We start from the raw sequence: 14,685 nt of genomic DNA, 5'->3' as shown, positions 1-14,685 counted from the left end.
GCCTCGCGTCATACGGATTCTTCCGCCACGTCGAGCTGGTCTCGCCAGCAGCGCACCGTACTCGGCCACTCCGGTCAACCTGTACACACTTAACGGAAACCGTATGTTTGACAGAGCCCAAAGCACCATCGCGAACGTCGATCCCGAAATCTTCGCGGCGATCGAGCAGGAAAACCGCCGCCAGGAAGATCACATCGAGCTGATCGCGTCGGAAAACTACACGAGCCCGGCCGTGATGGCCGCGCAGGGCTCGCAGCTCACGAACAAGTACGCGGAAGGGTACCCGGGCAAGCGCTACTACGGCGGTTGCGAGTACGTCGACGTGGTCGAGCAGCTGGCGATCGACCGTGTGAAGCAGCTGTTCGGCGCGGAAGCCGCGAACGTGCAGCCTAACTCGGGTTCGCAGGCGAACCAGGGCGTGTTCTTCGCGATGCTCAAGCCGGGCGACACGATCATGGGCATGAGCCTCGCGCATGGCGGCCACCTGACGCACGGCTCGCCGGTGAACATGTCGGGCAAGTGGTTCAACGTGGTGAGCTACGGCCTGAACGAAAACGAAGACATCGACTACGACGCGGCCGAGAAGCTGGCGAACGAACACAAGCCGAAGCTGATCGTCGCGGGTGCGTCGGCGTTCGCGCTGAAGATCGATTTCGAGCGTCTGGCGAAGATCGCGAAGTCGGTCGGTGCGTACCTGATGGTCGACATGGCCCACTACGCGGGCCTGATCGCGGCGGGCGTGTACCCGAACCCGGTGCCGCACGCGGATTTCGTCACGACCACGACGCACAAGAGCCTGCGCGGCCCGCGCGGCGGCGTGATCCTGATGAAGGCCGAGTACGAGAAGCCGATCAACTCGGCGATCTTCCCGGGTATCCAGGGCGGCCCGCTGATGCACGTGATCGCGGCGAAGGCCGTGGCGTTCAAGGAAGCGCTGTCGCCGGAGTTCAAGGCATATCAGCAGAAGGTGGTCGAGAACGCACGCGTGCTGGCCGAAACGCTGGTCAAGCGCGGGCTGCGGATCGTGTCGGGCCGCACGGAAAGCCACGTGATGCTGGTCGACCTGCGCGCCAAGAACATCACCGGCAAGGCAGCGGAAGCGGCACTCGGCGCGGCGCACATCACGGTGAACAAGAACGCGATCCCGAACGACCCGGAAAAGCCGTTCGTGACGAGCGGCATCCGTCTCGGCTCGCCGGCGATGACGACGCGCGGCTTCGGGCCGGCGGAAGCCGAGCAGGTCGGCAACCTGATCGCCGACGTGCTGGAGAACCCGGAAGATGCGGCGACGATCGAGCGCGTGCGCGCGCAGGTCGCCGAGCTGACCAAGCGTTTCCCGGTCTATCGCTGATCGCCGATGCGCTGCCCGTTCTGCCGGCATGACGACACGCAGGTCGTCGACTCGCGCGTGTCCGAAGATGGCGCCGCGATTCGGCGGCGCCGTCGCTGCTCGGCTTGCGACAAGCGCTTCACGACGTACGAGCGGGTCGAGTTGTCGCTGCCGTTCGTCGTGAAGAAGGACGGCAGCCGCACGGAATTCGACCGTCGCAAGATCGTCGCCAGCATGCAACTCGCGCTGCGCAAGCGGCCGGTTGCCGCCGACGCGATCGATGCGGCGGTCGCCCGCATCGAATATCAACTGCTCGCGACTGGCGAGCGTGAAGTGCGTAGCGAGAAGCTGGGCGAGCTCGTGATGAACGAGTTGCGCGGCCTCGATACGATTGCCTATGTGCGCTTCGCATCGGTGTATCGCCAGTTCGAGGATGTCTCCGAATTTGCCGACGTGATCGAAGAGTTCCGTCGCGCCTCTCCCGCCAAGACCCCGCGTAAGCGCTGACGCGCTGCGTTCGTTCATCGTCTGCTCCGTTGGTTCGATTCGCGCCGATTGTGTCGGTCGCGATCGCATGTCGCCAGTCGGCCGTTCGGCCAATGGCGTGCGTCCGCACGCGCCGCTACAGTCGTCGCATCACCGTGGCGGAGGACGATTGCGATGGAACCGGGCGCTCAATCCTTGAAGAATGTGGTGCAACGATCGGGCGGATTCACGCTCGTCGAGCTGATGGTCGCCCTGTCGCTGGCGGCGGGGCTGGCGCTCTATGCGGTGCCCACGTTCGACCAGTGGCGCATGCGTGAACGCGTGGATGCCCGCTCGCGCGCGCTGCTCGGTGCGCTGTCGTTTGCGCGTACCGAGGCAACGCGCCTCGGTACGCGCGTCACGCTGTGCCGCGCCGGGCGCGACGGCGCCTGCCTGCGTGCCGGAGAGCGGTGCGATCCGGCCGAATGGTCGTGCGACTGGATCGTCAGCGGGCAGGTCGACGGGTACTCGCGTGTGCTGCGACGCTATCCGCGCGATGCGGAAGTGGCCGTCGTGGGCGCCGCGCATGAGCTCGCGTTCGCACCGCCGGCCGGCCAGTCGATCGGCGGGATCCGGCGTTTCGAGTTGCGTCCGAGGCGCGGCGTGTCCGATGCCGACGACGCGCGCGCATCGCGTTGCGTGCGCATCGCGGCCGGCGGCCGCGCGCGGATGGTCGCCGGCCGCTGCGACGCGGCATGATCGCCATGCGCCATGCCATGCGCGGTACGTCGTTGCTCGAGGCGACGCTCGCCATCGCGCTGCTCGCCACCGTGATGTTGGCGGTCGCCGGCAGCCAGCTCGCGATGGCGCGTACGCAGCGCGCGACGATCTGGCGCGAGCGCGCGCTGTGGCTGGCCGATGCACGTATCGAGCGTCTGCATGCCGCGGCGGCGGTCGACGACGGCCTCGCGGCGTCGGCGGCGACGTCGTTGCCCGGTGGCGCGATGACGCTCGACGGCGGGCCGGGCGGCGTCCGCTACGCGGTCGTCGGCTGGCGGCGCGGCAACGGGGGCGCGTCGCCGCGCTGCGATGCGGCAGGGGCGTCGTCAGCGCAGCCGCGATCGTGTGTCCGGATACCGTTTCGGGAGAGGGCACGCGATGAGCGCTGATCGCCGTACGTGTGGCCATACGCTGCTCGAAGTGCTGATTGCGATGACCGTCGGGCTGCTCGTGCTCGCGGCGGCCGGTGCGCTGTACCACGCGCAGCGCATTGCGCAGCGTCGCGCGGAAGACGGGTTCAGGATGCGCGACGCGGCGGCGGCCGCGCTGATGCTGATCGGTCAGCAGATCCAGATGGCGGGTTTCCGGCCGCTCGATGCCGAAGCGGCATCGCCGTTGCCGCCGGTGTTCGGCTGTTCGACGGCACGCGTGCGCGGTAGCGGCGCACAGGTGCGCTGCGAGCCCGCGCGTTCGGCGTCGGACGCGTTGCTGGTCCGGTATGTCGGCGATGCCGTGTCCACGTGGACGACGGTGAGCGGCCAGGCGTCGGATTGCCTCGGGCAGGGTGTCGGCGAGCCGGGCGAGCCGGCGCCGGTGGAGAATCGCTTCGATGCGCATGTCAGCCCGTCGACGGGCGAGCCCGAACTGTATTGCGAAGGAAGCGGCCGTCCGGGCACGCCGCAGCCCGTCGTGGCGGGGATCGATCAGTTGCGCATCCGTTATTTGCGTCGCGGCGCCATGCGGTTCGTCGACGCCGACGCGATGCGTGCCGACGACTGGCGCGAGGTCGTGGCCGTGCATGTCTGCGTCAGGGCGCGCGGCGAGCCGATACGCGAACCGGCGCGTCAGGTCGACTGCCACGGCCGCGTTGCCGTGGCGTCGGACGGCCGCGCCCGTTTGACGCTCGATCGCATCGTCGCGTTGCGCAACGTCGCGCTCGCCGCCGACGCTGCGTCGCATGATGCCATTCGAGCAAGCGAGGTGGCGCGATGAGCGGAGCATCGCGATACGCGCGGGATGGCATCTCGCGACGCGGCGAGGCTGGCCACGCGCACGAGCGCGGCGTCGCGAGCGGCGGCGATCGGCAGCACGCCGTACGTGCTCGCGTTCCAGCGGCGACTCCGCGCGAGCCGAACATGCGTTTCTGGCCCGGTCGCCGTGCGTGGCGGCGCGATGCGGGCCTTGCGTTGCCTGCGGTGATCGCCATCGGCGCAGCGGTCGCGGCACTGACCGGTACATGGTTCGACGCCGCGCTGACGGAGTCGCGCCGCACACGCGCATTGTCCGATCGGCTGATTGCATTCCACGCGGCCGATGCCGCGCTTGCCGCGTGTACCGCGCGATTGCTGCGCGGCTCGGCGCCGTATGTGTACGAAAGCGAATCGCATGCGGAGCCCGACGCATGGCGACGCATGCCGCCGCTGGCGGCTGCCGAAGCGTTCACGCCATTCGCCGAATGGCCGATGGCCGAGCAGCCGCCGCGATGCCTGATCGAGGCGTGGCGGCGTCCGGCAGGGCAGGCACGCGACCGCGCTTATCTTGTGACCGCGCGCGGTGTCGGCGCGCACGCGTCGAGTGCCGTATGGTTGCAGCACCAGGTTGCGATGCGGGACGGCCATATCGTCGTGCTGCGCTGGCGTCGTGTCGCGGCGGTGCTTCGATGAACGGCCGCCTGTTCAGGGTTCGAGCGGCGGGGTTCACGCTGATCGAACTGATGATCGTGCTCGCGATCGTCGCGGTGCTGGCCGGGTGGGGTATCCCGTCGTATCGCGAGCATGTCGTGCGGGTTCACCGCGCGTCGGCGGTGTCCGCGCTGTACCGTGCGGCCCAGTATCTCGAAACGCTCGACGGTGCACCGCCGGCGGCATTGCCGGACGCGCTCGCGCAGGCGCCGCCGGACGGGCCGGCCGTGTATCGATTGACGCTCGGGCGGCCGGACGGCGACGAGTCGCCGGTGAGCTATGAACTGGTAGCGACGCCGCTCGACACGGGGCCGATGCGCGACGATGCATGCGGCATGTTCACGCTGCGCTCGGACGGGACGAAAGGCAATGCGGGAAGTGGGGGCGCCGACGAACCAGGCGCTGCCTGCTGGGGCGTGCGCTGAGTTCGCAACGAACGCGCGCAACGAACGCGCGCGGCCGCGCATGGCCGTGCGCGCAGGAGGCCCGCGGTCAGTCGTCGCGTGCGTCGAGCCCGCGCTCGTCGCGGGACTGCTTCCAGATCCGGTAGACCTCCCATGCGGCGAAGCCGAGCGTGCCCCACTTCAACGCGGGGCCCGCGCTTGCGCGCAGCAGCGAGCGAACGGGTTTCGCGAGCACGAGCGACGCGAGCGAACTCAGCATCGGATACTGGTTGACGAGGTGGCCGAGGCTTGCGTTCAGGTTCCTGGCCGACTGGCCGAACTTGCCGGTCGACAGCCCGGGGATGAACACCTTGAGCCAGCTGAAGCGCGTGACGGCCTGGCGCATTTCGGCGGCGGCTTCCGCGAGTTCGAGCCGCTCGACTTCGGATCGCAGGATCAGCAGTTCCTTGCGCAGCGCGCGGTGCTGCGACGCGCTCCAGTTCGATCGCGACGAATGGGAGCGGGATGGATTGCCCGTGATGTTCTGGCTCATGGCGCGTCGGCGAAGTAGGTGGAAGGGATGAGCGCGAGGGCGTTCACGGCTTGCCGCGGAACAGGTCGCGGTCTTTCTCGAGTTCGGCGAGCGTCGCCTCGAACACGGTTGGCGCGCCCCGCAGGCCCGAGCGCGCCTTCAGCCCGCATACGATGCCGCCAACGGCATACAGCGCGGTGATCGCGGCGAGCGACTGCCAGCGGTAGGTATCCCAGAACGCGATCGCGATCAGCACGGTCAGGCTGATGAGTGCCATTGTCGCGAGCATCATCGCGGCGAGGCCGAGGAACAGCACGCCCATCAGGCGCTCCTTCTCCTCGGCAAGCTCGATGCCCACCAGTTCGAGGCGCGTTTGCAGGAGGCCGATGGCCGAACCGACGAGGCGGCGCAGCGGTCCTTGACCGGACGGCTGCGAGGGGGTGTCTGTCGTCATGGATGCGGTGCTTGCGCGTACAGTGAGCAGCTAGGACAAAGCCGCCGGCGCAGGCCGGCCGGCTTCGACGCCCGCGCGCCGCGTCATCATGCGGCCCGCGGGACGAAACGGCGCAAAGCGCGTTACTTGCGGTTGATCAGCAGGCCGATCAGCACGCCAACGCCGGCAGCCACGCCGATCGACGTCCACGGATGCTCGTGCACGTAGTCGTCGGTCGCGCGCGCGGCCTTCTTGCCTTTCTCGACCACCACGACCTGGACGTCGGCTGCCTTTTCCTTGGCCTGCTTCAGGCGCGACATGGCTTTCTCGCGCAGCTCGGCCGCACGGTCGCCCGTGCTGCTCGCAGCTTGCTTGAGCAGGTCTTCGGCGTCCGAGAGAACGGTTTTGATATCCGACATCAGTTTCTCCTTGTTGATTTCCGACATTGCAACTCCCTTCGTGCTGTCATGCTGCAGGTTCACATCGTAGCGAAACCCGTGCCTGCTGGCGAGCCGGGAAGACGCACGGCGGCAGCGCAAGACTGCATGGTAAACGACTTGTAATGATGAACAGAGCGGCAAAGGGATTGAAAAGTTTCCCCGCTGCCGTCCGTTCTCCCACGACGCCGGGTAAAAATGACAAAAAAGTATGAATATCAAACGGAATAATCGTTCGCACGGCCCATTGCTTCCCGTAAGCTGATGGACTGCCCCGCGCTGTCCGGCGCGCGGTTTCAACCAGCATCGTTCGAGGAGGGAACATCATGAGTCTGCGTCTTGGCGACATCGCACCGGATTTCGAGCAGGAATCGAGCCTGGGCACCATCAAGTTTCACGAGTGGCTCGGCAACAGCTGGGGTGTCCTGTTCTCGCACCCGGCCGACTACACGCCGGTGTGCACGACCGAACTCGGGCTGACCTCGAAGCTGAAGGGCGAATTCGAGAAACGCAACGTGAAGGTGATCGCGCTGTCGGTCGACGGCGTCGAATCGCACAAGGGCTGGATCAACGACATCAACGAGACGCAGTCGACGGTCGTGGGCTTCCCGATCATCGCCGACGCGGACCGCAAGGTGTCGCAGCTGTACGACATGATTCACCCGAATGCGAACGAAACGCTGACGGTGCGTTCGCTGTTCGTGATCGACCCGAACAAGAAGGTGCGGCTCACGATCACCTATCCGGCCAGCACGGGGCGCAATTTCGACGAAGTGCTGCGCGTGATCGATTCGCTGCAGTTGACCGACAATTACAAGGTCGCGACGCCCGGCAACTGGAAGGACGGCGACGACGTCGTGATCGTGCCGTCGCTGCAGGATCCGGAAGAACTGAAAAAGCGCTTCCCGAAGGGCTTCAACGCGGTGCGTCCGTATCTGCGCCTGACGCCGCAGCCGAACAAGTAAGCATCGACGCAGCCCCCCCCCCCCGCCCGCGGCTGCGATGACAAAGGCCCGTCCGGCAGCGATGCCGGGCGGGCCTTTTACGTGGCGGCGCTCGCGGGCGCGGCATCGCCGCCGCCGCGTGCGTCATGGCCGAATCATTAGAAGAACGCCTGGATGCCCGTCTGCGCGCGGCCGAGGATCAGCGCGTGGATGTCGTGCGTGCCTTCGTACGTGTTGACCACTTCGAGGTTCACGAGATGGCGCGCGACGCCGAATTCGTCGGAGATGCCGTTGCCGCCGAGCATGTCGCGTGCGAGCCGCGCGATGTCGAGCGCCTTGCCGCACGAGTTGCGCTTCATGATCGACGTGATCTCGACGGCGGCCGTGCCTTCGTCCTTCATCCGGCCGAGGCGCAGCACGCCTTGCAGGCCGAGCGTGATTTCGGTCTGCATGTCGGCGAGCTTCTTCTGGATCAACTGGTTCGCGGCGAGCGGCCGGCCGAACTGCTGGCGGTCGAGCACGTACTGGCGTGCGGTGTGCCAGCACGACTCGGCGGCGCCGAGCGCGCCCCACGCGATCCCGTAGCGCGCCGAGTTCAGGCAGGTGAACGGGCCGCGCAGGCCGCTCACGTTCGGCATCAGGTTCTCTTCGGGCACGAACACCTCGTCGAGCACGATCTCGCCGGTGATCGACGCGCGCAGCCCGACCTTGCCGTGGATCGCCGGCGCCGACAGGCCCTTCCAGCCCTTCTCGAGGATGAAGCCGCGGATCGCGTCCTTGCCGTTTTCTTCCAGTTTCGCCCACACGACGAACACGTCGGCGATCGGCGAGTTGGTGATCCACATCTTCGCGCCGGACAGCGCGTAGCCGCCCGGCACCTTCTTCGCACGCGTGACCATGCTGCCCGGGTCGGAGCCGTGGTTCGGCTCGGTCAGCCCGAAGCAGCCGATCCATTCGCCGGTCGCGAGCTTCGGCAGGTATTTCCGCTTCTGCGCGTCGGAGCCGAATTCGAAGATCGGCACCATCACGAGCGACGACTGCACGGACATCATCGACCGGTAGCCCGAATCGACGCGCTCGACTTCGCGCGCGATCAGCCCGTAGCTCACGTAGTTGAGGCCGGGGCCGCCATATTCCTCGGGAATCGTCGGGCCGAGCAGGCCGAGTTCGCCCATCTCGCGAAAGATGGCCGCGTCGGTGCGTTCGTGGCGGAACGCTTCGGTGACGCGCGGCGCGAGCTTGTCCTGTGCGTAGGCCTGCGCGGCGTCGCGCACCATCCGCTCGTCCTCGGTCAGTTGCTGGTCGAGCAGCAGCGGATCGTCCCAATGAAAAGTTGCAGCACTCATCGTCTCATCTCCTGTTGGTCCGGTCTTCCAGCCGGCCCCATGCCAAAGTTCGCTTGACTATGGTTCCGCTGTGCGGAACAATGTTTTGCAAATTGAACTCAGTGTAGCACCGGATGACGCTTTCAACCACCGACGACACCACGATCGACGAGCGCAAGTTCGTCGTCGCGCTCGCACGCGGGCTCGACCTGCTGCGCGCCTTTCGGCCCGGCGAGACGATGCTAGGCAATCGCGATTTCGCGGAACGCACCGGCCTGCCGAAGGCGACGGTGAACCGGCTCGCCTATACGCTGACCGTGCTCGGCTATCTGCGCTACGACGAGACGCTCGGCAAGTATGCGCTGGACGCCGGCGTGCTGTCGCTCGGCTACGCGTTGCTGTCGGGCTCGGGGACGATCGATCTCGCGCGGCCGCACATGCAGGCGCTCGCGCGCGAGATTGGCGCGGCCGTATCGCTCGGCTGCCGCGACGGGCTCGACATGATCTATCTGGAGACGATCCGCAGCGAGACCGCGCTGACGCTCGGGCTCGCGCCCGGTTCGCGGCTGTCGATGCTGACGAGCTCGATGGGGCGCGCGTACCTGGCCGTGCAGCCGGAGGACGTGCGCGGCGCGCTCTATGCCGAGCTGCACCGCGCGGCCGGCGGCGCGGCCGATGCCGATGCGCTCGTCGCCGCCGCGCAGCACGCGGTGGCCGAGTTCTCGGCGAGCGGTTGCTGCTATTCGTTCCGCGCGTGGCACACGGACGTGAATGCGGCAGCCGTGCCGTTTCGCGAGCCGCGCGAGGGGCGCTGGTTGATCCTGAGCTGCAGCGGCCCCGCATCGTCGATGGACGAGGGCGTGTTCCGCACGCAAGTCGGGCCGAAGCTGAAGGCGCTCGCGCAACGGCTCGGGCAGACGGTCTGAGCAACGAGCGCGCGCGCAGGTCGCCGTCGCCCGGCAACGGGTTCGTTGGTCGCGGGGGCGGAAGCGGAAGGGGCGGCGCGGTTGCGTATTGTGCGACGGGCGAACCGCGCTCATCATCGTTCGCCTGTGTCCTGACGATCACGAGGTTCGCGATGCCGCACCCCGAAACGATGGAAGGCGGATGCGCATGCGGCGCGATTCGCTACCGGATCGCCGGCCTGCCGGCCGATGCCGGCTTCTGCCACTGCCGGCTCTGCCAGCGTACGACGGGCGCGGCGGTCGTCGCATCGGCATCGGTGCCGATCGACGCATTCGAATACCTGCAGGGCGAACCGACCGTCTATGCGTCGAGCGCGTGGGGCGAGCGGCGTTTCTGCGGCCGCTGCGGCGCGCAGCTCGAATACCGGCGCTCCGTGGCGCCGCGGACGGTCGAGATCAATTACGCGACGCTCGACGAGCCGTCGCGGCTGCGTCCGGCGTGGCATGTCTGGTACGGAGATCGTTTCCCGGGCATCGAGATCGACGACGATCTGCCGAAGTACGACGACGGTGGAAGAGAATAAGAATAGGCGGCTGGTTCACGCCGACGCGCCGGTGTGGATCTCGCGCGCAAGCAGGTCCGACCTTTCCGCGTAAAGAACAAGAAACCGGCCGGCGTCGAGCGACGCCGGGTGCGGAAACCTGAAACCTGAAACCTGCAACCCGACTCCCGAAGCGGCACGACACGCCGTCATCCAGCGTGCCACGTCCCGCGCGCGGCGCGCACCTTCCGCCGCGCCGCTCAGGCCGTCACGACTTTCGCGAACACCGGCCCCTGCATGAACCGCACGTCGTGCTGGCGCAGCAGCTCGCACTGCGTCTCGTCGACCACACCGTCGAAGATCAGCGGAATCCGCACGCGCTGCGCATAGGCGACGAGCGCCTTGACCATCCCGTCGCGCAGCGCGATGCCCGCATCCATCTTGATGTAGTCGGGGCGCGCCATGTCCGATTCGACCGCGAGGATGCGGCCCGGGTCGGGCAGCTTGTCCGCGACCTTGAAGCCGTGATGCTGGTAGCTGCGCGTCAGGTAGCCGAGGAACGTCTTGTGGGCGACCGCGACCGCCGGCAGCTCGATCACGATCCGCTCGGGCGGCAGCCCGAAGCGCTGCAGCACCGACGAGAAATGCTTGCCGTGGTCGTATTTCACGCTCTTGAGCAGCCGCTCGTGCACGCGCAGGAACAGCAGACCGTGACGCTGCGCACCGAAGAAATTGATCGCGTGCAGCGCGCGCGACAGGCGGTCGATCGCGACGAGCGTCTGGTCGTCGACGGCCGCGTCGACCGGATCGTGCTGCGCGCCCGTGACCAGCGTGACGGCCTGGAAGCCGAGCTCGTCGCCGTAGCGCTCGATCGCGTCGGCGAACGACGTCGATTGCGGCGCGCCGGGCATCGTCACGTCGTAGATCGGCTCGTACGCACTGGCGAGCGTGCGCTCGGGCAGATTCGCGCACGCGGTGCCGCCTTCGGCAAGCGCGAGGTGTTCCCGCAGATACGGCAGTTGCCCGGCACGGGCGACCAGCTCGGGGATGGTAGGCGGAATCATCGGCGTGAAAAGGAAAAATGGCGGCCGATAGGGCCGCCTCGTTGTCTTGATATTAGCAGCGCGCGCCGCGCTCGGCTCGGCGTTTCGCTCATATGGTTATCCCGTCTCCGAGCGAACGATTAGGGTTTACGTTGTTTTCACTATTCGTAATTGGTTTTACTATTCGTAAATCCAAAGATTTGTCGCCGATCAAGAAATGCGGCAGGCAGGCGCCGCGAAACGGCGCCGTTCACGAATCAACAGGAAGCAAGGAGCGAGACGTGGCGGTTGACAGGACAGGCGGGCACACGCGCCGGCAGGAGACGGACGCGACGACGGGCGCGGCGGTGCGCGCGCGGCGGGATTGAGGAGCGGATGGCGACCATGAGCATCGATTACCAGACGCTGAAGTTCGAGTACCGCGCCCGCGCGCACGACGCGGCCGTCCACCCGGTGATCGTCGTCGGCGCGGGGCCCGTGGGCCTCGCGGCCGCGATCGACCTCGCGCAGCAGGGCGTGCCGATCGTGCTGCTCGACGACGACGACACGCTGTCGACGGGCTCGCGCGCGATCTGCTTCGCGAAGCGCACGCTCGAGATCTTCGACCGGCTCGGCTGCGGCGAGCGCTTCGTCGACAAGGGCGTGAGTTGGCACGTCGGCAAGGTGTTCCTGCAGGACGAGCAACTGTACGCGTTCGACCTGCTGCCCGAGGAAGGGCATGCGCGCCCCGCGTTCATCAACCTGCAGCAGTACTACGTCGAAGGCTATCTGGCCGATCGCGCGTTCGAGCTGCCGAACATCGACATCCGCTGGAAGCACAAGGTGACGGGCGTCGCGCAGTCGGCCGAACACGCGGTGCTGACGGTCGAGACGCCGGACGGCGTCGCGACGCTGCACGCGCAGTACGTGATCGCGGCCGACGGCTCGCGCAGCTCGATGCGCACGATGATGGGCCTGGAGAGCCGCGGCCGTACGTTCAAGGATCGCTTCCTGATCGCCGACGTGAAGATGAAGGCGGAGTTTCCGACCGAGCGCTGGTTCTGGTTCGATCCGCCGTTTCATCGCAACCAGTCGGTGCTGCTGCACCGCCAGCCCGACAACGTGTGGCGCATCGACTTCCAGCTCGGCTGGGATGCCGATCCCGTCGCCGAGAAGCAGCCGGAGCGCGTGATCCCGCGCGTGCGCGCACTGCTCGGGCCGGACGTCGAGTTCGAGCTCGAGTGGGTGAGCGTCTATACGTTCCGCTGCCAGCGGATGGACACGTTCCGGCACGGCCGCGTGCTGTTCGCCGGCGATTCCGCGCACGGCGTGTCGCCGTTCGGCGCGCGCGGCGCGAACAGCGGCGTGCAGGACGCGGACAATCTCGCGTGGAAGCTGAAGCTGGTGCTCGACGGCCACGCGCACGACCGCCTGCTCGACACCTACGCGAGCGAGCGCGAGTTCGCGGCGGACGAGAACATCCGCCACTCGACGCGCTCGACCGATTTCATCACGCCGAAGAGCGCGGTGTCGCGCGTGTTCCGCGATGCGACGCTGAAGCTCGCGCGCGACTGCGAATTCGCGCGCAGGCTGGTGAACAGCGGGCGCCTGTCGGTACCGGCCGTGCTGGCCGATTCGCCGCTGAACACGCCGGACCGCGGCGGCGACGCATTCGCATGCGCGATGCGCCCAGGCGCGGCGGCGGCCGATGCGTCGGTACGTGCGCATGGTGCGTCGGGCTGGCTGCTGCAGCATCTGCGTGGCGGCTTCACCGGCGTGCTGTTCGGATTGCCGGGCGACGCGGCAGCGCTCGCGCAGGCCGTCAGTGGTCTCGCGCCGACGGTGCGGCCGGTGCTCGTCGTGCCGGCCGGGCACGCGCGGCCGGCAGCCGGCGTCGACGTCGTGGAGGACGTCGACGGCCTCGCGGCGCAGCGCTACGACGCGCAGCCCGGCACGTTCTACCTGCTGCGTCCCGACCAGCACGTGTGCGCACGCACGCGCACGCTCGACCGTCAGGCGATCGCCGACGCACTGGCGCGCGCGACCTGCGCACGCTGACTACGATAAAGACACCGGAGACACCGTCATGCCCTCACTCGATACCCGCCCGCGCCTGGCCGATCCGGACGCGTTCTACGAAGCGCTGATCGACATGCATCGCGACCTGTCGGACGCCGACAGCCAGCTCGTCAACGCGAAGCTGATCCTGCTGCTCGCGAACCAGGTCGGCGACGCCGACGTACTGCGCGAAGCGATGGCGCTCGCGCGCCAGGGCGTGACGCCGCCCGTGCATCCGTCCGCCGAGGTGCCGCGATGAGCGGGGCGCCGGCCGATACGCGCGTGCTCGAAGTCGAGCGCGTGATCGACGAGACCCATCGCCCGGGTTTTCACTGGATGCTGCTCGCGCTGTGCGGGCTGTGCCTCGTGATCGACGGTTTCGATGCGCAGGCGATGGGCTACGTCGCGCCGAGCGTGATCGCCGAATGGGGCGTGCCGAAGCAGGCGCTCGGGCCGGTGTTCAGCGCGAGCCTGTTCGGGATGCTGCTCGGCGCGCTCGGGCTGTCGGTGCTGGCCGACCGGATCGGCCGGCGTCCGGTGCTGATCGGCTCGACGCTGTTCTTCTCGGTGACGATGCTCGCGACGCCGTTCGCGAGCTCGATCCCCGTGCTGATGGCGCTGCGCTTCGTCACGGGCCTCGGCCTCGGCTGCATCATGCCGAACGCGATGGCGCTGGTCGGCGAATTCAGCCCGGCCGCGCATCGCGTGAAGCGGATGATGATCGTGTCGTGCGGCTTCACGCTCGGCGCGGCGCTCGGCGGCTTCATCAGCGCGGCGCTGATTCCGGCGCTCGGCTGGCGCTCGGTGTTCTTCGTCGGCGGCGCGGTGCCGCTCGTGCTGACGATCGCGATGGTCGCGCGGCTGCCGGAGTCGCTGCAGTTCCTGGTGCTGAAAGGGCGTGTCGCGCAGGCGCGCGACTGGCTCGCGCGCTTCGCGCCGGCCGCCGGCATCGATGCGAACACGCGGCTCGTCGTGCGCGAACGCGCGGCGAGCGGCGCGCCGGTCGCCGAGCTGTTCCGCCATGGCCGCCTGCCGGTCACGCTGCTGCTGTGGTCGATCAGCTTCATGAACCTGATCGACCTGTACTTCCTGTCGAACTGGCTGCCGACCGTGATGCGCGATGCCGGTTATTCGCCGGGCACGGCGGTGATCGTCGGCACGGTGCTGCAGACGGGCGGCGTGATCGGCACGCTGTCGCTCGGCTGGTTCATCGAACGTTACGGCTTCGTGCGCGTGCTGTTCGCGTGCTTCGCGTGCGCGGCCGTGTCGGTGGGACTGATCGGCTCGGTCGCGCATGCGCTGCCGTGGCTGCTGGTCGTCGTGTTCGCGGGCGGGTTCTGCGTGGTCGGCGGACAGCCGGCCGTGAACGCGCTCGCGGGCCAGTATTACCCGACGTCGCTGCGCTCGACGGGCATCGGCTGGAGCCTCGGCATCGGCCGGATCGGCTCGGTGCTCGGGCCGCTCGTCGGCGGGCAACTGATTGCGCTCAACTGGTCGAACGGCGCGCTGTTCCACGCGGCCGCGGTGCCCGTGCTGTGCTCGGCGCTATTCGTCCTCGGGCTGGCCGGTGTGTCGCGGCGCAACGGCGCGCAGGCGCCGAACGCCGCCCTGAATTGATGGAGAAAGGA

At 67.8% G+C, this 14,685-nt stretch carries 18 protein-coding genes; 13 read left to right on the top strand and 5 right to left on the bottom strand.

What is annotated here, in order from left to right:
• Nucleotides 1-103: 103 nt before the first annotated feature.
• The 7 genes from glyA to KPB06_RS20820 all read left to right on the top strand — a co-directional run bounded on the left by glyA (nucleotide 104) and on the right by KPB06_RS20820 (nucleotide 4,901).
• Complete coding sequence (gene glyA, locus KPB06_RS20850) at nucleotides 104-1,351, top strand: serine hydroxymethyltransferase (RefSeq protein WP_059574256.1); 1,248 nt, start codon at nucleotides 104-106, stop codon at nucleotides 1,349-1,351.
• 6 nt (nucleotides 1,352-1,357) lie between these two features.
• Nucleotides 1,358-1,837, top strand: a complete 480-nt coding sequence (gene nrdR, locus KPB06_RS20845; RefSeq protein ID WP_050011738.1) for a transcriptional regulator NrdR — start codon at nucleotides 1,358-1,360, stop codon at nucleotides 1,835-1,837.
• 153 nt (nucleotides 1,838-1,990) lie between these two features.
• Entirely contained in the window at nucleotides 1,991-2,554 is a 564-nt protein-coding gene (locus tag KPB06_RS20840) for a GspH/FimT family pseudopilin (protein ID WP_059574255.1), read from the top strand.
• Nucleotides 2,551-2,964 (top strand): type IV pilus modification PilV family protein, encoded by a 414-nt coding sequence (locus KPB06_RS20835; protein WP_059574340.1) that lies wholly within the window; start codon nucleotides 2,551-2,553, stop codon nucleotides 2,962-2,964. Before KPB06_RS20840 ends, KPB06_RS20835 begins: the two co-directional genes overlap by 4 nt.
• Nucleotides 2,954-3,787: a type IV pilus assembly protein gene (locus KPB06_RS20830; RefSeq protein WP_059574254.1), complete on the top strand. Its 834-nt coding sequence runs from the start codon at nucleotides 2,954-2,956 to the stop codon at nucleotides 3,785-3,787. Before KPB06_RS20835 ends, KPB06_RS20830 begins: the two co-directional genes overlap by 11 nt.
• Before the next feature lie 143 nt (nucleotides 3,788-3,930).
• A complete protein-coding gene (locus tag KPB06_RS20825) occupies nucleotides 3,931-4,458 on the top strand; it encodes a hypothetical protein (RefSeq protein WP_179231713.1) in 528 nt (175 codons plus the stop codon).
• Nucleotides 4,455-4,901 carry a type IV pilin protein gene (locus tag KPB06_RS20820; RefSeq protein ID WP_059574253.1) on the top strand — a complete coding sequence of 149 codons (447 nt, stop codon included), beginning with the start codon at nucleotides 4,455-4,457 and terminating at the stop codon, nucleotides 4,899-4,901. Before KPB06_RS20825 ends, KPB06_RS20820 begins: the two co-directional genes overlap by 4 nt.
• Nucleotides 4,902-4,968: 67 nt before the next feature.
• On the opposite strand, the gene KPB06_RS20815 is transcribed toward KPB06_RS20820, so the two are convergent.
• The 3 genes from KPB06_RS20815 to KPB06_RS20805 all read right to left on the bottom strand — a co-directional run bounded on the left by KPB06_RS20815 (nucleotide 4,969) and on the right by KPB06_RS20805 (nucleotide 6,270).
• Nucleotides 4,969-5,412 (bottom strand): DUF3318 domain-containing protein, encoded by a 444-nt coding sequence (locus KPB06_RS20815; protein WP_059574252.1) that lies wholly within the window; start codon nucleotides 5,410-5,412, stop codon nucleotides 4,969-4,971.
• A 43-nt stretch (nucleotides 5,413-5,455) separates the two neighbouring features.
• Nucleotides 5,456-5,845 carry a phage holin family protein gene (locus KPB06_RS20810; protein WP_059574251.1) on the bottom strand — a complete coding sequence of 130 codons (390 nt, stop codon included), beginning with the start codon at nucleotides 5,843-5,845 and terminating at the stop codon, nucleotides 5,456-5,458.
• 122 nt (nucleotides 5,846-5,967) lie between these two features.
• Nucleotides 5,968-6,270 carry an ElaB/YgaM/YqjD family protein gene (locus tag KPB06_RS20805; RefSeq protein ID WP_006494044.1) on the bottom strand — a complete coding sequence of 101 codons (303 nt, stop codon included), beginning with the start codon at nucleotides 6,268-6,270 and terminating at the stop codon, nucleotides 5,968-5,970.
• 317 nt (nucleotides 6,271-6,587) lie between these two features.
• On the opposite strand from KPB06_RS20805, the gene KPB06_RS20800 reads away from it, so the two are divergent.
• Nucleotides 6,588-7,226 carry a peroxiredoxin gene (locus tag KPB06_RS20800; protein ID WP_006476788.1) on the top strand — a complete coding sequence of 213 codons (639 nt, stop codon included), beginning with the start codon at nucleotides 6,588-6,590 and terminating at the stop codon, nucleotides 7,224-7,226.
• Nucleotides 7,227-7,363: 137 nt separating this feature from the next.
• Here KPB06_RS20800 and KPB06_RS20795 read toward each other — a convergent pair whose 3' ends face one another.
• The gene (locus KPB06_RS20795; RefSeq protein ID WP_060011435.1) at nucleotides 7,364-8,551 is read right to left on the bottom strand and encodes an acyl-CoA dehydrogenase; all 1,188 of its coding nucleotides are present in this window, start codon (nucleotides 8,549-8,551) and stop codon (nucleotides 7,364-7,366) included.
• A gap of 113 nt (nucleotides 8,552-8,664) precedes the next feature.
• Between KPB06_RS20795 and KPB06_RS20790 the strand changes: the two genes are divergently transcribed.
• Both KPB06_RS20790 and KPB06_RS20785 read left to right on the top strand, forming a co-directional pair.
• Nucleotides 8,665-9,456 (top strand): IclR family transcriptional regulator, encoded by a 792-nt coding sequence (locus tag KPB06_RS20790; RefSeq protein WP_099316095.1) that lies wholly within the window; start codon nucleotides 8,665-8,667, stop codon nucleotides 9,454-9,456.
• Nucleotides 9,457-9,608: 152 nt separating this feature from the next.
• The gene (locus KPB06_RS20785) at nucleotides 9,609-10,019 is read left to right on the top strand and encodes a GFA family protein (RefSeq protein ID WP_059574248.1); all 411 of its coding nucleotides are present in this window, start codon (nucleotides 9,609-9,611) and stop codon (nucleotides 10,017-10,019) included.
• A 218-nt stretch (nucleotides 10,020-10,237) separates the two neighbouring features.
• Here KPB06_RS20785 and KPB06_RS20780 read toward each other — a convergent pair whose 3' ends face one another.
• Nucleotides 10,238-11,041: an EAL domain-containing protein gene (locus KPB06_RS20780; RefSeq protein ID WP_059574247.1), complete on the bottom strand. Its 804-nt coding sequence runs from the start codon at nucleotides 11,039-11,041 to the stop codon at nucleotides 10,238-10,240.
• A 354-nt stretch (nucleotides 11,042-11,395) separates the two neighbouring features.
• On the opposite strand from KPB06_RS20780, the gene KPB06_RS20775 reads away from it, so the two are divergent.
• The 3 genes from KPB06_RS20775 to KPB06_RS20765 are packed head-to-tail and all read left to right on the top strand — an operon-like array spanning nucleotide 11,396 to nucleotide 14,674.
• On the top strand, nucleotides 11,396-13,057 hold the full coding sequence (locus KPB06_RS20775; RefSeq protein ID WP_275906287.1) for an FAD-dependent oxidoreductase: 1,662 nt from the start codon (nucleotides 11,396-11,398) through the stop codon (nucleotides 13,055-13,057).
• 28 nt (nucleotides 13,058-13,085) lie between these two features.
• The gene (locus KPB06_RS20770) at nucleotides 13,086-13,316 is read left to right on the top strand and encodes a DUF2783 domain-containing protein (protein WP_059574246.1); all 231 of its coding nucleotides are present in this window, start codon (nucleotides 13,086-13,088) and stop codon (nucleotides 13,314-13,316) included.
• Nucleotides 13,313-14,674, top strand: a complete 1,362-nt coding sequence (locus KPB06_RS20765; protein WP_099316096.1) for an MFS transporter — start codon at nucleotides 13,313-13,315, stop codon at nucleotides 14,672-14,674. Before KPB06_RS20770 ends, KPB06_RS20765 begins: the two co-directional genes overlap by 4 nt.
• Nucleotides 14,675-14,685 lie beyond the last annotated feature (11 nt).

Source organism: Burkholderia semiarida (genome assembly GCF_029268935.1).
In the GTDB taxonomy this organism is placed as follows: Bacteria; Pseudomonadota; Gammaproteobacteria; order Burkholderiales; family Burkholderiaceae; genus Burkholderia; species Burkholderia semiarida.
This window is presented reverse-complemented; position numbering and strand designations above follow the sequence as displayed.

Coding starts and splice junctions, on each gene's coding strand:
- glyA (WP_059574256.1), top strand. CDS start 104: ATGTTTGACAGAGCCCAAAGCACCATCGCGAACGTCGATCCCGAAATC.
- nrdR (WP_050011738.1), top strand. CDS start 1,358: ATGCGCTGCCCGTTCTGCCGGCATGACGACACGCAGGTCGTCGACTCG.
- KPB06_RS20840 (WP_059574255.1), top strand. CDS start 1,991: ATGGAACCGGGCGCTCAATCCTTGAAGAATGTGGTGCAACGATCGGGC.
- KPB06_RS20835 (WP_059574340.1), top strand. CDS start 2,551: ATGATCGCCATGCGCCATGCCATGCGCGGTACGTCGTTGCTCGAGGCG.
- KPB06_RS20830 (WP_059574254.1), top strand. CDS start 2,954: ATGAGCGCTGATCGCCGTACGTGTGGCCATACGCTGCTCGAAGTGCTG.
- KPB06_RS20825 (WP_179231713.1), top strand. CDS start 3,931: ATGCGTTTCTGGCCCGGTCGCCGTGCGTGGCGGCGCGATGCGGGCCTT.
- KPB06_RS20820 (WP_059574253.1), top strand. CDS start 4,455: ATGAACGGCCGCCTGTTCAGGGTTCGAGCGGCGGGGTTCACGCTGATC.
- KPB06_RS20815 (WP_059574252.1), bottom strand. CDS start 5,412: ATGAGCCAGAACATCACGGGCAATCCATCCCGCTCCCATTCGTCGCGA.
- KPB06_RS20810 (WP_059574251.1), bottom strand. CDS start 5,845: ATGACGACAGACACCCCCTCGCAGCCGTCCGGTCAAGGACCGCTGCGC.
- KPB06_RS20805 (WP_006494044.1), bottom strand. CDS start 6,270: ATGTCGGAAATCAACAAGGAGAAACTGATGTCGGATATCAAAACCGTT.
- KPB06_RS20800 (WP_006476788.1), top strand. CDS start 6,588: ATGAGTCTGCGTCTTGGCGACATCGCACCGGATTTCGAGCAGGAATCG.
- KPB06_RS20795 (WP_060011435.1), bottom strand. CDS start 8,551: ATGAGTGCTGCAACTTTTCATTGGGACGATCCGCTGCTGCTCGACCAG.
- KPB06_RS20790 (WP_099316095.1), top strand. CDS start 8,665: ATGACGCTTTCAACCACCGACGACACCACGATCGACGAGCGCAAGTTC.
- KPB06_RS20785 (WP_059574248.1), top strand. CDS start 9,609: ATGCCGCACCCCGAAACGATGGAAGGCGGATGCGCATGCGGCGCGATT.
- KPB06_RS20780 (WP_059574247.1), bottom strand. CDS start 11,041: ATGATTCCGCCTACCATCCCCGAGCTGGTCGCCCGTGCCGGGCAACTG.
- KPB06_RS20775 (WP_275906287.1), top strand. CDS start 11,396: ATGGCGACCATGAGCATCGATTACCAGACGCTGAAGTTCGAGTACCGC.
- KPB06_RS20770 (WP_059574246.1), top strand. CDS start 13,086: ATGCCCTCACTCGATACCCGCCCGCGCCTGGCCGATCCGGACGCGTTC.
- KPB06_RS20765 (WP_099316096.1), top strand. CDS start 13,313: ATGAGCGGGGCGCCGGCCGATACGCGCGTGCTCGAAGTCGAGCGCGTG.